We start from the raw sequence: 15,855 nt of genomic DNA on the forward strand, positions 1-15,855 counted from the left end.
CGTGGTTCATGGTCGAATTCCGGAAACAAAGGCGACCGCTGACGCTTCTCCAGAAACATTCTCCTGCTCCGCTCTGTTGTTCTTTTTTCATTCACCTTAAATAGTCCATCATTCATTAGACAATTGTCAGCATAGCGCGCTGCTCTCAGTCAAAAAGCAATATCCGCATATGCGGCAGAAACACGATCAAGCCAATGACAACAGCTGCAAAGGCCAATACGAGTACGGCGCCAGCCGCGATATCCTTGGCCGCTTTCGCCAGCGGATGCTGCCCCGGGCTTGCCAGATCAACGATGCTCTCGATAGCTGTGTTGAACAGCTCAGCGGCAATGACAAGCGCTGCTGTGAGCAGCACTATGACCCACTCTAATCCCGATATTCTGAACCATAATCCAGCGGCGATGACAAGAACAGCCATCATGACATGGAATCGCATATGCCGCTGCGTACGAAGGGCATGTCCGATGCCGGACAGCGCCCAACCCGCGCTTCGCAGGAAGCGGGCCATTAACGCTGGAGGCCTGCTTGCGACAATACAGCCTCTTGCTTCCCAGTCATGACAGCCTCGCTCGCTTCATCCCCATGATCATAACCGAGCAAATGAAGAAATCCGTGTACGAACAGGAAGCCGATTTCCCGCTCCAGCGAGTGGCCGTATTCCTCACTCTGCGCTTGTGCCCGTTCAACAGAAATAATAATGTCGCCAAGCATGCTCTCCAGCTCGGCAGGAATGGGGTCATCCTCGCTGTCTACCTCGTATACGATCTCCAGCTCGTCCTCTCCGGCCTCCTGCATCGCGAATGACAGTACATCTGTTGGCCGGTCGATACCGCGATAGTCGCGGTTCAATTGATGAATCTCCTCATCATCGACAAAGGTGAGCGTAACCTCTCCCTCCTCAATGCCTTCCGCATGTCCCGCAAGCTGAAGCAACTGCTCCAGCCGCTCAATATAGGACTCAGGAATGTTCAGCTTGTCCTGATTATTGCTCCAACCAAGCTCTAAACTCATACCAGCCGCTCCTTTGGCTTCACGTCATCGGGATATTCAATACGGGAATGGAAAATGCCGAATACCGTTTCTTTCAACGTTTGCGCAATTTTCTCCAATTCCTTGAGTGTCAGATCACAATCATTAAACTGCCCATCATCCATCCGATCCTTCATAATCTTGTTGATCATCGACTCGATATGCTCGACCGTCGGTTGGCGCAGGCTGCGGACAGCCGCTTCAATACAATCGGCGATGCCGACAATTGCCGCTTCCTTCGATTGCGCCTTGGGACCAGGATAGCGGAAATCATCCTCAGTGAAATCCGGCTCCTCGCCGGCTTCCTCTGCCAGCTTAAGCGCCTTGTGATAAAAGAACTTAAGGAAAGTCGTGCCATGATGCTGCTCTGCAATATCGCGAAGCGGCTTAGGAATGTTATGGCTCTTGAGCATTTCAACTCCGTCTCGCGCATGAGCGATAATGATCGATTTGCTCAGCTTCGGTTCGATATGATCATGCGGGTTTTCCATATTGGACTGATTCTCGATAAAATAGCTCGGTCGCTTCGTTTTGCCGATATCGTGGTAGAAGGAACCGACCCTGCAGAGCAGGCCGTTCGCGCCGATCGCCTCAGCTGCAGCCTCGGACAAATTGCCCACCATCACGCTATGGTGATAGGTCCCTGGCGTCTCTGTCAGCAGCTTGCGCAGCAGCGGATGGTTCGGATTCGACAACTCCACCAGCTTGAGCGCCGACAAGATACCGAACGATATTTCAAAGAATGGCATAATTCCAATAACCAATACGGCGGTCAACAGGCCGCTGGCAAAAGCAAAGCCCACTGTTAGAACAACCTCTGACTGTGACGGCAAATCCTTCAACAGCAGCAATGCCAATACCGAGCCGGACCCGAATAGACTGACCATAATTCCGGCCTTCAAGATTGTAGATCGCTGGCTTGCTCGATGTATGGCAAAGATCGCTGCGAATGAAATAACCGCCGTCACAAATCCGTAGTTGAAATCGAAAATTCGGTTTGAATCCATGTTGAAAATGACACTACCAGCAATGGCAAACAGGAACGAGCTGACAACAGCCAGCTGTACATCAAGCAGCAGCGTTATTAGCATTGCCCCCATCGCAGTAGGTGCCAAATATCCGACGTACGGCATCGATTCCGTCTGCGTCAATTCGACAATTCTCATCGCTACAATGTTCAGCAGGAAGATGAGCCAAAGCATGGAAAGCTGCACATTATTATATTTGGCGCTCGCAGCCGCATTCATGCCTGACGTTTTCTCCAGATAGCTGTAGATAACGAGTACGAACAGAGCAGACAACAGCAATAAGCCTACTTGCGGCCAATACGATTTCTTATCCTGCAGCAAGCCCCATGCCGATAGACGGTCATAGACTTCCTTCGTTACCATCTCGCCTTTATGAAGAATTACCTCGCCTTGCTTGATGGTTACCTCCGGCGTATTTTCCTTGGCGGCAACACGCGCCGCATTCGTCGCTTCATTATCGGAAAATTTGTTCGGCATAATCGCATAACGTGCAAGCTCCTGAACAATTTCCCTCGTCTTCCGTTCACTAAGGGTGCTGGCATTCACGAGCTCTGCCACCTTAGTCCGCGCTGTCTCCGCTTCACGGAGCGGGTCGCTCATCAGCTTGCGGACAATAACAACACCGACCTCACGCATCTCAGATAGCTGGGTGGAGCTCAGCGATGGAAGCTTATAATACGTTTCCTCGGGAATACGGTACGATTGTGATTTCACGATGCTCGACATTTCCTCAAGCAGTGTATCATTATAAATTTCGTTGCCATGATTATTCTCCACGAATTTATCAACAAATTCGTTATAATGGCGTGGTATTTCGGTCCGATAGATCGTCACCTTGTTCTCAAGCGACACCTGGTCATCTTGATTGAGCTGCTCCATCCGCGAGAAAACCCGTTCAAGCAGCTGCTCACTCCTGAGCGCAACAATCGCATACTTCGGCTCAACCTTCTCCGCCGCTTCTTCCTGCGCTTGAAGTCTCGCCTTATCGTCCTTGATTTCCTTCTGCGCTTCAATGTTGCGTTCGCTCCGCTTGCCCAGCTCAATATCATAGGTCGTGGGCAGCAGACTCGGAGCCATGCTGAAATAAAATAGCAATACAAATAGAAAAAGCAGTACCGAACGCACCGCTATACTATGCTTCCAATTACTTAATCTCATATGCATTCCCCCTATGAGCAGGACTTGGACATCATCCTGAAATGGACAAGGACCCCACGGATGAAAAGTCATCCCTATGAATGGGCCTCCACTCAAATGAATGGACATCCACTGTGAATGGGGATTCCTTCAAGACGAATGAGCCCGCCCTCGATTGGATTTCTGCCCGAATGAACGGGCCAGGCCTCCACTTTGAACGAACGGGCTTCCCGCCTAATGAATCTCCGTCTTCATGCTTATTGTTCTTGAATGCTCTTGAATGCTCTTGAATGTTCTTGAAAAGTGGTTCTCTTTTCAATTCACTGTACAATCAACCAACTCTCACAACCGTCAAAACAGCGTCAAATAGCGTCAAACAGCCCAATAACCGACGAGTAGCCGTCATTCCGTGATTTAGCTCTTTCTGGAGCTGTAAAGTAGCTGTAAAGCTGTTTTTACCGCTTACAGAGTATCTTTTGCTGCTTTTGATCAGCTGTAAGAGGGTTTTATACGCTTAACAGCTCCCAACTGGCCGCATTTCAGCCCTTTCTGGAGCTGTAAAGCTGTTTTTACCGCTTACAGAGTATCTTTTGCTGCTTTTGATCAGCTGTAAGAGGGTTTTATATGCTTAACAGCTCCCAACTGGCCGCATTTCAGCCCTTTCTGGAGCTGTAAAGCTGTTTTTACCGCTTACAGAGTCCCTTTTGCTGCTTTTGATCAGCTGTAAGAGGGTTTTATACGCTTAACAGCTCCCAGCAGACCGTGATTCAGCCCTTTCTGGAGCTGTAAAGCTGTTTTTACCGCTTACAGAGTCCCTTTTGCTGCTTTTGATCAGCTGTAAGAGGGTTTTATCTCCCTAACAGCATGTAAAAGCTAGCGGGTTCGTTGCTTGATCTATGATCGGAAAATGAATTCGAGCACGATAAAATAAAAGCGTCTCATCAATGGCTCCTGCTCCTGGGCAAAAAAGCCCTGAATGCCCTGAATGCCCTGAATGCCCTGATTATGCTGTCCTTCTGGGACGCATGTCTTTTCGCGTCGCACGCAGCTCCCAGCGCGCGGTGTTTCGCTGCATGACGGCGGTCGGTCGACCGCATGAGCTAGCTGCATTTGCTAGATATGCGGCATTACTGGTTTTCCTGTGCTTCGGCGTCTCCGTTGTAGGCAACGATGATCTTTTGGACGAGAGAATGGCGCACTACGTCCTGTTCAGAGAATAGGACAAACCCGATTTCGTCGATATTTTGCAAAATACGTCTTGCTTCGTTCAATCCGGATCGTTTGCCTCGCGGCAGATCGATTTGCGTAACGTCGCCTGTTACGACCATCTTCGAACCAAAGCCCAGCCGCGTCAGAAACATCTTCATCTGCTCCGGCGTCGTATTCTGCGCTTCATCTAGAATAATGAACGAATCGTCAAGCGTCCTGCCCCTCATGTACGCCAGCGGAGCAACCTCAATCAAGCCGCGTTCGAACGCTTTAGTCGTTTGATCAGGACCCAGCACATCATGAAGCGCATCATACAGCGGGCGCAAATAAGGATCAACCTTCTCCTGCAAATCACCCGGCAGAAAACCGAGGTTCTCACCCGCTTCAACAGCAGGCCGTGTCAGAATAATCCGTTTTACAGCGCCTTCCTTGAGCGCAGCTACCGCCAATACGACAGCTAGGTAGGTTTTTCCTGTTCCCGCCGGACCGATGCCGAATACAATATCGTGCCGCTTGATCATTTTCACATAATGACGCTGTCCAATCGTTTTGACGCGAATTGGCTTTCCACGGTACGTCGTCGTAATTTCCGCTTTGAACAAATCTAGCAATTGATCAGCCTGCAATGTCTTGGACAAATCAAGCGCATACGCAATATCGCGCTCGGAAGGTGTGTACCCGCCTCGAACAAGCTGCTGCAGAACGGTATACAGCTGTTCAAGCGTGTCAACCTCTTCACTACGACCGGTAATCGTTATTTCCGCTTCTCGGGACAAAATATCCGCATCTGTCTGCTCCTGCACCAGTCTCAGAAATCTGTCCTGTGGACCGAACAGTGCAAGTCCTTCCGCCGCATTCGCTAGCGGGATCTTTATACTCTTGGTTTCATTCGACAAAAATTCTCATTCCCCTTGCATATAAACTAGCGGTCTTTCTGCTACAATCGATTGTTCCACTTCAAAAAGCACTTTCATATAAACTTTACCATTGTCCGTCTTTTCATGCAAAATGTTTTCCGCGCGAATCTCCGCAGATGACCCTGCCTTCGCCAATATATCGGCACGCGCTTGCAGCAGCCCCGTTGCTTTTGCCTCTTCTGCGCTTATGGAATGGTTGTCCTTCCGCACCTCCATGACCGTCTCCTTGATCCGTCCGAGAGGCATCTCGTTCGAACGCCATGTCACTTTCTCCATATGCCTCGCTGTTTCATAGGCGGCAAACTTCGATTTGCCGAACCCGCTTACCTTGAAGGCTCGTCCGCCAATGACGGCATACCACCTTGTCTCCGTATTTCCCGTATATACTTTCAACTCCCGCTGGAGCGGTGATACGATGTTGTATTCATGCCAGACCAGACCCTTGACCGTCCCCTTGGCTACGACTGTCTTCGTATGGGCAGCATCTCCATATATCCCTGATATGAGGACATCGCCCTTTCTCACCTTCATGTTCCGTTTGACGACTGGTCTGCCGCTCTCTGCCAAAATATGCGTAACGACCGCATCCATCGATGCCACAAGATGTCGCGGATTGAGAAGCGGCTTCGGCGCAGCGTTCTTCGTCTCGACGACTTGAATCGTAATTTTGGTGCCGCGTTTCTCTACACCGATCCATGCCGCTCCCGGCAGCTTCTGGGTGAGACGCTTGGACAGCACCTCTGTGCCCTCCAGCCTGAACGACCATTGGAAGGGAAAGACCCCCTCCTGCCGCGCAACCTGTAGAATCTGCTCTTCGGACAGCAGCTCGTTTCCTTTGACCTCAATTGTCCAAACCAGAGAAGACAGCAAATACATGCCGACGAAGAAGAGGGCTAGTCCCCCTGCAAAAAAAAGCCGCCGCTGCACCTTCACGAGCCAGAACGGCAGCCCCAGACGTGCGACAACATGCAGTCGGCAGCCTGTCTCCCTTAGAATCGGACGAAGACGGAAGAAGTCGCCGACCGTCACCTCGCATTCAAGCTCCCCCCCGCTTGCAAAGCGGATCGACCACAGTTGAAGACCGGCTGCAAGCGCCCGATTAACGAGCCCCTCCATCCCCTCGCCTCGTACCCGGATCGTAACGATCCCTCGTACCCACTGCATCCAGGATGCATTCATTGCCGCCGCCTCCTTAACGATTGACGATTATTCCATATCGCGAACTTCAATATGTTTGATTTGGCCTTCCACAAACACTTCTTCGGTCCATATCGTACGTATGACAAGCTCCTGCCCTGTTATTTCAAGCTCTCCCTTGCTGAGTGCCAGCCTCAGCCTGTCGCTGGAGAAATGAAGCACGCCGCGATGATTCTCAATATAGAGCTGGCGATCGCCAATCATCGTAAGACGGGGCAGGTCAAAGACAACGTCCTGAGGCAAATCAAGCAGATCGGCGGCCATTTTACGCAATTTGCGATTAAAGCGGCGCATGTATGCAGAAGCCCCCTTTCCGTACTGTACCAAAATATGCGAGCAGCGCTGAAATTATGAGGAGGAAGGGCACAGAAAGAAGCTCTTATCATAAAAACAAGCAACCAGCCCTTTCTCCATGAGAATGGCGGTTGCTTGTAGATATCATTTATTTGAGACGATAAGGCCGCTTGGACCGGGGAGGACCGAGTATCTCTGCAACAATGATTGCTTTGCGCAGCTCGTCGCCCTCAGGCATGCGGAATGCCTCAGCTTCACGGGCTGGCTGCATATCAGAGGCATTGTGCATCGAAGATAATTGGCCTGTTCGAAGGGTTGAAGCCCCGTATTGCTGCACAGGCGGGGGCGGAGCAGCAGCCATTGCGGGACGATGCTCCCGATACTGATTCGAGATCTGCTGATTCGAGATCTGCTGATTCGAGATCTGCTGATTCGAGATCTGCTGCTCCGAAGCCTGCTGCTCTGTTGCAGGCGCCCCAGTCCTGCCGCTGAAATCCGGCATTCGGGCAGCGCCCTTTTGTCTGCTCTTGTTGAACAACGAGACGACAAGCCCAACCGCAATGGCAACAATAAACATATTATTACTCAGAAAATCGATGATTTCGTCCAATTCATCACCTCCGACGAATCATTAGTCTATCAGCATCCAAACCTGCAATCGTTACATGCACATTACTCTTTATCGGTAGCGGTTGTATCTGGCTTGCCGATAGAGCCCCTCATTTGCGTATCTGCCTCAATGTTCTTCAAATTCATGTAATCGAGAACGCCAAGCTTGCCATTCTTAAGCGCATCCGCCATAGCAAGCGGAACCTGCGACTCTGACTCTACAACGCGCGCGCGCATCTCAACGACACGAGCCTTCATCTCTTGCTCCTGCGCAACGGCCATTGCGCGGCGCTCTTCCGCTTTAGCCTGCGCAATACGTTTGTCTGCCTCCGCCTGCTCGGTTTGCAAATGTGCGCCAATGTTCTTGCCTACATCCACATCCGCGATATCAATGGATAGAATTTCGAATGCCGTTCCTGCATCAAGTCCTTTGCCAAGCACAGTACGAGAGATCATATCAGGATTCTCCAGCACATCCTTATGCGAATTGGATGAACCAACGGTCGTTACAATACCTTCACCAACACGCGCAATGATCGTTTCTTCACCCGCGCCGCCCACGAGCCGTTCAATGTTGGCGCGCACGGTTACACGTGCTTTAACCTTCACTTCAATGCCGTCTTTCGCTACAGCAGCGACGATTGGCGTTTCGATTACACGCGGATTAACGCTCATCTGTACAGCCTGCAGAACATCCCGGCCTGCAAGGTCAATTGCTGCCGCACGCTCGAACACAAGCTCTATATTCGCGCGCTGGGCGGCGATAAGCGCATTGACAACACGGTCAACATTACCGCCGGCCAGAAAGTGGCTCTCCAGTTGGTTAATCGTTAGACCGAGTCCTGCTTTGGATGCCTTAATAAGCGGATTAACGATACGGCTTGGCACTACGCGCCGCAATCGCATTGCGACCAGCGTTATAATGCCGACGCGCACACCGGATGCCAGCGCCGAAATCCATAGCATAATTGGGAAAAAGCTGAGAAATACAGATAGTGCAATAACAGCCAGAACAACAATGATCAATATGCTGACGATTGGATCCAATGTCATAGAAACCCCTCCAATATTTTATTATTTGCCCGTTTCATTCCATTGCTGCACAACGATGCGGGCGCCGTCCACCTTCACTACTTTTACCGCTGCGCCAGCGCTTATAAACTCGCCGGAGGTCACCACATCAACTCGTTCATCTTCAATGACAGCCGTTCCTGCAGGTCTAAGCGGTGTCAAGGCGGTTCCGGTCCTGCCCAAAAGCGTGGCCCTCGTTGCAGTCGATACATACCCCTCGTCGGTCGTTAGCTGGTCTTTCAGAATAAATTTATTCCATATTCCCAGATGCTTGAACCGAATCGCTACGAAGATAACAATCAGCGCGGCAACTGCAAGCGCAATGACCAATGAAATGATAGCTGTGCGGGTATCCGCCGCTGAGAGCAATATGCCTCCAATAAGCGAGGCGGTCCCTAATATCCCCAATATTCCGAAGCTCGGTATGAACAGCTCGCTTACGAGCAGCACGAGCCCAATCAAGAATAGAATGACGGATTCCATCCCAGCGAAGCCTGCCACGAAATGGCCGAAGAAATAGAGCGTGAATGCGACAACACCCAGTATGCCTGGGAAACCAAAGCCTGGTACTAGCAGTTCAATTGCTACACCGACAATTCCGATGATGAGCAACAGCGTAACGATAACCGGCGAGGTTAAAAACTCGCCGATCTTCTCCACCACAGACGGCTTGATCTCGATAATATCCCGGTCTTCAAGCCCGATATGACGAAGCGCCTCTGCAACGGACTTGGCAGTAAATTCGGCGTAACCGACCTTGACCGCTTCTGTTGCAGATAAGGTTAGAATCTCGCCTTGCTCCAAAGTCTGCCCTAGCTGAGGCAATGCCAGCTTTATTCGTGGATCAACCATTTTGGCTGCGATTTCTGGATTGCGGCCGTTCAGTTCAGCCGCTTCCATCATCGCCTTCGTCCAGTAGGAGATGATCTTGGGATTGTCGACCAGCTCGCCAGAGCTGTCAACAACTGCTGCCGCTCCGATTGCACTCCCCGGCTCCATAATAATACGCTGCGCATTAAGGGCGATGTACGTTCCCGCCGATACAGCCTTGCCTTGTACGAAGGCAGTCGTAGGGATCTTGCTCGTGCGGACAAGATGACCGATTTCCTCCGCGCTGTCCACGCGGCCGCCTAACGTGTTGATCACAAGCAGTACCTGCTCTGCACGCGCTTCCTCAGCCTCCTGATAAGCCCGCTCCAGAAAAGACTGCAGCCCCGATTCAACGGTTTGCTCTGCCCGAATAACATAGACAGCCGGACCGATCGAGGCGCTTTCCTTGCTATTGTCTGCCGCATAAGCTCCGGCAGGCAGCAGCAGCAGGAACAACATGACAAGAAGTGCTGCTGCCGAAATCATTCTCAGTCCAAGCCTTGGTGCAGTTTGCTGCATCTCATGCCCCTCCTAAACGTATATTTTCCAGCTCATGCATCGCACTAAATATAAGATCAACTTATATAATAAGTGATACGTTCAGATAGCTGTTACGTTTCAAAACTAGCCGCGCAGCGGTTTCAGTCCACCCGCAGCCCGGAGGGCGCACCCCTTGCTCGCACTCAGTGGCCACCCTCAGCCTGTTTGAGCTTGACTGCATTCCAGTCGGTACGATAGAAGCGAACCATAACCGCAATTCCGAACACAAGCAGGAAGGAGTATAGAGCGAGCCATGCGCCCAAGCTGCCCATATCAAGTACAAAAATACAGATGTAAGCCAGCGGCACGAACAATAGCCAGCTAACCAAAAACGAAATGCGCAGCAGAAAGGTCGTATCCCCGATTCCCCGCAGCCCGCCCGCGTAGTAATTCAGCAAGCCATCGAAAATTTGCAAATATGCCGACACCTTGATCAGAAAGCCGCTCCCCAACCCGCCAGAGCAATAATGACGGCAAAAAACAGACACATGATCATAGCCAGATATGTACGTTCAATTCCTTTGCGCATATCGCCAGCGCCGAAATTTTGAGCTACCAAGTAATTAACGGTATGTCCGATGCCGGAAAAAATAGCAAACGCGTTATACATAATGATGTTCGAAACACCGACAATTGCAATCGTTATAAATCCTAGATGGCCAACCATGATCAAGTTAACCGTGCCTGTCACCGTTTGCGTTGCGAAGGAAACCAGTGACGGAATGGCCAGAACCAGAATGCTCCACCAATTTCGCAGCATCGTGCCGTTGCCTCATTCCATGATGTATTCTAAGTCCTGACGGGATGGTTACATTATTAACGAAAAAACACCCCCTTAACAAGGGAGTGTTTGGCTTTCAGCCTATGTTATTGCAGAAATTGCTGCACAAATGTGTTTACTAGTTTACCATCAGCACGCCCTTTTACCTTCGGCAATAGAGCGCTCATGACTTTCCCCATCTCGGCTTTCGAAGAAGCACCGGTTTCCTGGATGGTCTGCTGAACAATCACTTTGATTTCTTCTTCAGTCAGCTGCTGAGGCAGGTATACACTAATAATTTCAATTTCTGCTGCGACATCTTTCGCAAGATCTTCGCGGCCGGCTTTTTCAAATTCTTGGAGGGAATCTTTACGTTGTTTGATCTCCCGACTAAGGATATCAAGCACCTCAGCGTCCTCAAGAGGTCGTTTCAAGTCAATTTCCAGATTCTTCATGGAAGAACGAATCATTCGAATCGTGGTCAGCTTGAACTTCTCCTGACTTCTCATAGCTTGTTTCATATCGTCGTTCAATCGTTCGCTAAGGTTCATTGTGGAAGGATCCTCCTAAAACTTTCTCTTACGCGCAGCCTCGGACTTCTTCTTGCGCTTGACACTAGGCTTCTCATAATGCTTGCGTTTCTTCACCTCAGCCAGCACGCCATCCTTTGCGATGGAACGTTTAAAACGGCGGAGTGCAGCATCGATTGTCTCGTTTTTGCGAACTTTTGTTTCAGACACCAGTTTTCCCTCCCTCCGAAAACAGACCGTCCAAGAAAGATAACACGGCTCATCAAACTTCATTATATGTTATAACAAAAGGTAGTGTCAACTCGAAAAGACAAGCTTATTCGACTTCGCATTCCTGCGCTATGCAATATGGGTCGTCAGCTGCTTTCCACCTAATATATGGAGATGCAGATGATAAACAATTTGCCCGCCTTCTTTATTGCAATTAAAGACAAGTCTGTAGCCTGCTTCAGCAATTCCCTGCTCCTTGGCGATTGCTCTGGCAACAGAAAACATCTCTGCTATCAATTCATTATCCCCATCCGTTACGTCATTCATCGTTGGGATATGTTTCTTCGGAATAACGAGAATATGTACTGGAGCTTCGGGCTTAATGTCATGAATCGCAATGACGCGCTCATTCTCAAATACCTGTCTGGAAGGAAGAGATCCTTCGATAATTTTACAAAAAACACAATCCATCGTTCACACCCCGCTTCCTCTTCATTCCATAATAGCGAAAATTATCGGGCTCGTCCAATGCTAAAATCCCTATTAATTCCGGGTTCGTCCAATTCAATAAGGCCAGCGCAACATACGCTGGCGCAATCGGTTCAGATAGCAGCTTAGAAGAACGGGAGCAATGACAGTCCAAGCAGAGCAGCTATAGGAAAGGTCTGGCGAATGAAGCGTCTGCGCGGGAAGAAGGGACCTGGAAAGAATGGCGCAGGGAAGAAAGGGTTGAACGGAGTAAACGGAACAAATCCTCTTGGATCATAATTCGGGCCACAATGGGGAATTGCGATACACAGCGTCTCATCATCAATATGCTCGATGAAGCCATCACAGCACCAGCCATCCCTCGTTTGAACGAGCACATACCGATACTTCTGGTCTGTACACCACTTCTTTATTTCGTGCTTCTCTACATGCTTGACTGGCGGCGGCGCTATTGGCGCAGGTGCTATTGGCAGCGGTGCGGTCGAAGTTTTTTTCGGAAATGGCTCGGTCATTATTTTCTTCTCCATTAAAAATATTACCTCCCGGGAAATTATCTTCTCTTCTTACCATGATATTCGCCCTCAGGCGGTTGGCGCTTGACCATCGAAAAAATAGGCTGCGTCCCATTGACAGCGATTCATGCCGATTTGATTAGACTATCAGCCTAAATCGAGATGGATTGGCTCTAATTTCCCACGTATAATGGACAATGAACGACTGGAGGCCATTCTATGTCTCCTTGCGCTGTAACCAGCGGTTCGTTGTCTCTTCTCGCTCCGGAAGGAGCATGAGATGTTATATGCATGCGCTTGGACAGGATTAGCTCCATCAGGCGCTGGAATAAATACAGCCCATACTGACAGATATGGAAGCGGTTTATGCGCTTCACTAGAACTAGAGGGGGATTCACCAATGAAAGTTGCAATTATCGGGGGCGGACTTGCAGGTCTGACCGCAGCGGCATACTTATCCGAGCAGACAAGCATGAAAGGCGTTCTGTTTGAACGCAGTCCGCAGCTTGGAGGTCGCGCTTTTACATATGAAAAGGCCGGCTTTACGCTGAACTACGGCGCTCATGCGATCTATGCCCTTGACCGGCATACCTTGTCCGTCATGGAGCGTGAGCTAGACCTTGCCTTCGGCAGCAAGCAGGTCGACCGCCGCAAGGTTATGTACGAGAAAGGCGAGCAGTTGACGCCTGCGCCTCTCGATTTTGTCAATTTGATGAAAACCGATATTTTGACTATGATGCAGAAGGTTCGTTTCGTAGGTGAAATAACGGCCATCATCGCGAATATTCATCAGCTTAAGAATTATGCCACTTTAGGCGATTATTTGGCCGAATCCGGCGCCGACGAGGATGTCAAGGAGCTGTGGGAGCATCTCGTATGCAGCAACTTTTTCATTACGCCTGAGGATGCTCGGCGCGTGCCAGGGACAGTGATTAGCACCTACTACCACAATTTGTTTCTATCTAATCGTCCCGTCAACTATGTGCTTGGCAGCTGGGCTGTAATTACAAATCAGCTTCGCTCGAAAACCGAGCAAAGCAGCCGCTGGTCTATTGCGCTCCAAGAGGGCGTCGATGGCATACGCTATGAGCAAGGCAAGTATGTGCTCAAAACAAAGGCGCGTGAAGAGATGTTTGACCGCATTATCTTCGCAATGCCGGTTCAGCAGGTCGTGAAGCTGCTTCGCGGAACGCCGTGGGAGCCGTTTCTGGAGCCGTATGAGCATAATACGGCGACTGAGGTTATGGTATACGATGTCGGACTGAGCGAAGTTGTGGCGCGTCCATTCAGTTATATTAGCGATATGAACAGCAAAATGTTCATATCAGATGTGTCCGCGACAGACTACACGCTAGTACCAGAGGGCGGTCAGCTGCTTCAAGGGATCGCTTATCTGAACGATGAGTCTGACGCTGAAGGCGGCGACCGCAAAGCTTATTTGGAGGAGCGAACCGCCAAGATGGAGGCTCTGTTCGATAGACATTATCCCGGATGGCGTGATTGCGTTGCCGTCAAACGCGTATCGAAAAAAGCGATGGTCCAAAGCGTGAAAAACGTTGCCAGCAATCGGCTGCTGCCTAACCGGATTGAGAGCATGCCGTTCTACTTCTGCGGTGACGGCTGCGAAGGCAAGGGCGAGCTCGCTGAACGCGCTTTTTCCAGCGCAAGGGCTGTCGCGGAGCAAATTGCTGCCGAGCTTCTGCAACTGCAGAAAGTGCATAAATAACGGGTAGCTGCTGAATGAAAGATAGGCATAGAAGCCGCTGCGGGGGCAGAATGATTTTCTGAACGAATGGGAGCGAATGGGAGCGATTTCGAGCGATTGGGAGCGATTTCGAGCGATTGGGAACGATTTCGAGCGATTGGGAACGATTAGGAAATATTCGGCGGCTCAGGCTGTATGGCAAAGAAGCAGGCGTGGAATGCGCCTGCTTCTTTGTTTTGCTTATGCTGATCGATGGAATGCTCGTACCGGCAGGGAGGGAACTGTTGCGGTTCTGCGCCTTGCCTTCGACACCAGCGCCGCTGTAAGGCTGTTTTGGAGACTGTCGATTAATTCGTTTACAAACCCCATGTTATCTAATGTGGGGTTTCTTTATATTCATTCAAAATGGTTTGTTTTTTGAATAAAACATCATGTTTCCTCGAAAATGCTTCTGTTTTCGTGGTAAAATAAAAGTAAATATTTTGGATTTCGGAGCGTGGTGCGCATGGCTCATAAAGTTCAGTTTAAAACATTTGATCAACCCTCCTTTGAGGATTTTTTGGTTTATTCCAAACTTCCGGCCCATCCTTTTTGGAGTCACATCGAATCCAAAATTGACTTTTCATTCGCCGATGAGCTGTGTGCCGGGTTGTATTCCGGTCGCGGGCAGCGTCCCTATGCTCCATCGCTCAAGCTAAAGATCCATTTGGTTCAAGCCTACTACGTCCTCACCGATCGCCAGACCGAGGAAAAAATCATCGGTGATTTATTCATCAAGCGATTCTTGGGTCTGCCAGTGGACTTCTTCGGATTCGATCACAGCACCATTGGTTTAGATCGCGACCGGATGGGGTCGTTTTTGCTGCAGGCCTGCCACTTGTATATCCTTTCGCAAATGCTTGAGTTGGGTCTGTGGGGAGATAAGAACGAACGTTGGATCATCGACTCATTTCCTTCCACGGCCCGCATCGCTTGTGTTGGATCTTACCGACTCGTTCAAAAGTCCGCGCTCCGACTGTTGCAGCATACAAAGCGGTTCAATCGCCCTTTATTTGATCTTGCTTGTCATAAGCTTCCGTTGGAGGCCCTGACCTACCGCCTGCCGCCGGGATCTACTTCCCAAGCAAGGCTGTCTGCGTTCAGTAAACTGGTCGTCCACGCATTCGGCCTGCTTAGCTGGTTTGAAAATAGTGCTTTGTTCTGGGATTGGAAGCCAAAAAACGCCCAGTTGAAATCGTTGGAACTTCAGGCTCTGCTGGCGCAAATCCTAATGGAAAATGCAAAACCTTATCTACCTGAGCCCCCAAAGCCATTCGAGCCAGAAGGGACAGATGCGTCACCGACTACAAAAACGGACGCGGCTGATGCGACCGTCACGGCAAGTTCTGAAGCACCTGAAGCCGAACAACTGGCATATGTGAAGATCCCTAGAAAGGACAGACCTTCACATCGCATCATCAGTCCCTATGACACGGACGCTAGACGAGGGACGAAGAATGCCTCCACCTCGATAAAAGGGTACAAAACTCAAAATCTATGCACCACCCAGGGCGTTGTGTTAGGGACGAAGGCGATCCCTGGTTCCGAGCATGACCGAGAGGCGATGACGGGCATGCTCCGAACCGTCCAAGCCTTTTTCGGGGTCATACCGAAAGCGGTTTTAGGAGACACGGCCTACGGTCACGGCAAACAGCGATTCGAACTGAAGGCTTTCAACCTGGAAGTGATTGCGCCTGTTGCATCTTCGA

18 protein-coding genes are annotated in these 15,855 nt (G+C 50.2%); 3 read left to right on the forward strand and 15 right to left on the reverse strand.

Annotated elements, in window-relative coordinates; translation table 11 throughout:
* Positions 1-145: 145 nt before the first annotated feature.
* The 15 genes from L6H65_RS18450 to L6H65_RS18515 form a co-directional block, all read right to left on the reverse strand.
* Positions 146-508, reverse strand: a complete 363-nt coding sequence (locus L6H65_RS18450) for a diacylglycerol kinase family protein (protein ID WP_236344125.1) — start codon at positions 506-508, stop codon at positions 146-148.
* Positions 508-1,011, reverse strand: coding sequence for an rRNA maturation RNase YbeY (gene ybeY / locus L6H65_RS18455; RefSeq protein ID WP_236344126.1), 504 nt, complete (start codon positions 1,009-1,011; stop codon positions 508-510). The genes L6H65_RS18450 and ybeY overlap by 1 nt, the downstream gene beginning before the upstream one ends.
* Positions 1,008-3,215 (reverse strand): HD family phosphohydrolase, encoded by a 2,208-nt coding sequence (locus L6H65_RS18460; RefSeq protein ID WP_236344127.1) that lies wholly within the window; start codon positions 3,213-3,215, stop codon positions 1,008-1,010. The genes ybeY and L6H65_RS18460 overlap by 4 nt, the downstream gene beginning before the upstream one ends.
* 1,106 nt (positions 3,216-4,321) lie before the next feature.
* Positions 4,322-5,299 (reverse strand): PhoH family protein, encoded by a 978-nt coding sequence (locus tag L6H65_RS18465; RefSeq protein ID WP_236344128.1) that lies wholly within the window; start codon positions 5,297-5,299, stop codon positions 4,322-4,324.
* Positions 5,300-5,305: 6 nt separating this feature from the next.
* Positions 5,306-6,499, reverse strand: a complete 1,194-nt coding sequence (gene yqfD, locus L6H65_RS18470) for a sporulation protein YqfD (RefSeq protein ID WP_236344129.1) — start codon at positions 6,497-6,499, stop codon at positions 5,306-5,308.
* A 27-nt stretch (positions 6,500-6,526) separates the two neighbouring features.
* Positions 6,527-6,811 carry a sporulation protein YqfC gene (gene yqfC, locus L6H65_RS18475; protein WP_236344130.1) on the reverse strand — a complete coding sequence of 95 codons (285 nt, stop codon included), beginning with the start codon at positions 6,809-6,811 and terminating at the stop codon, positions 6,527-6,529.
* Between the two features lie 148 nt (positions 6,812-6,959).
* Complete coding sequence (locus L6H65_RS18480) at positions 6,960-7,421, reverse strand: YqfB family membrane protein (protein ID WP_236344131.1); 462 nt, start codon at positions 7,419-7,421, stop codon at positions 6,960-6,962.
* A 62-nt stretch (positions 7,422-7,483) separates the two neighbouring features.
* A complete protein-coding gene (gene floA, locus L6H65_RS18485; RefSeq protein WP_290370453.1) occupies positions 7,484-8,473 on the reverse strand; it encodes a flotillin-like protein FloA in 990 nt (329 codons plus the stop codon).
* Positions 8,474-8,494: 21 nt separating this feature from the next.
* Entirely contained in the window at positions 8,495-9,880 is a 1,386-nt protein-coding gene (locus tag L6H65_RS18490; protein WP_236344132.1) for an NfeD family protein, read from the reverse strand.
* Positions 9,881-10,044: 164 nt separating this feature from the next.
* Positions 10,045-10,317, reverse strand: coding sequence for a hypothetical protein (locus tag L6H65_RS26905; protein ID WP_443093992.1), 273 nt, complete (start codon positions 10,315-10,317; stop codon positions 10,045-10,047).
* Positions 10,318-10,334: 17 nt separating this feature from the next.
* A complete protein-coding gene (locus tag L6H65_RS26910) occupies positions 10,335-10,661 on the reverse strand; it encodes an MATE family efflux transporter (RefSeq protein ID WP_443093993.1) in 327 nt (108 codons plus the stop codon).
* A gap of 107 nt (positions 10,662-10,768) precedes the next feature.
* Positions 10,769-11,212 carry a GatB/YqeY domain-containing protein gene (locus L6H65_RS18500; RefSeq protein ID WP_236344133.1) on the reverse strand — a complete coding sequence of 148 codons (444 nt, stop codon included), beginning with the start codon at positions 11,210-11,212 and terminating at the stop codon, positions 10,769-10,771.
* 15 nt (positions 11,213-11,227) lie between these two features.
* Positions 11,228-11,401 (reverse strand): 30S ribosomal protein S21, encoded by a 174-nt coding sequence (gene rpsU / locus L6H65_RS18505; protein WP_005547957.1) that lies wholly within the window; start codon positions 11,399-11,401, stop codon positions 11,228-11,230.
* A gap of 129 nt (positions 11,402-11,530) precedes the next feature.
* Entirely contained in the window at positions 11,531-11,872 is a 342-nt protein-coding gene (locus L6H65_RS18510) for a histidine triad nucleotide-binding protein (protein ID WP_236344134.1), read from the reverse strand.
* Between the two features lie 143 nt (positions 11,873-12,015).
* On the reverse strand, positions 12,016-12,417 hold the full coding sequence (locus tag L6H65_RS18515; RefSeq protein WP_236344135.1) for a hypothetical protein: 402 nt from the start codon (positions 12,415-12,417) through the stop codon (positions 12,016-12,018).
* Positions 12,418-12,802: 385 nt separating this feature from the next.
* Between L6H65_RS18515 and L6H65_RS18520 the strand changes: the two genes are divergently transcribed.
* From L6H65_RS18520 to L6H65_RS18530, 3 genes are all read left to right on the forward strand, one after another.
* A complete protein-coding gene (locus L6H65_RS18520; RefSeq protein ID WP_236344136.1) occupies positions 12,803-14,128 on the forward strand; it encodes an FAD-dependent oxidoreductase in 1,326 nt (441 codons plus the stop codon).
* A gap of 116 nt (positions 14,129-14,244) precedes the next feature.
* Positions 14,245-14,433, forward strand: coding sequence for a hypothetical protein (locus L6H65_RS18525; protein ID WP_236344137.1), 189 nt, complete (start codon positions 14,245-14,247; stop codon positions 14,431-14,433).
* Between the two features lie 179 nt (positions 14,434-14,612).
* Positions 14,613-15,855: transposase (locus L6H65_RS18530; protein WP_236344138.1), on the forward strand; the 1,243-nt coding region annotated here is incomplete at its 3' end.

This window comes from Paenibacillus plantiphilus (assembly GCF_927798095.1).
In the GTDB taxonomy this organism is placed as follows: domain Bacteria; phylum Bacillota; class Bacilli; order Paenibacillales; family Paenibacillaceae; genus Paenibacillus_Z; species Paenibacillus_Z plantiphilus.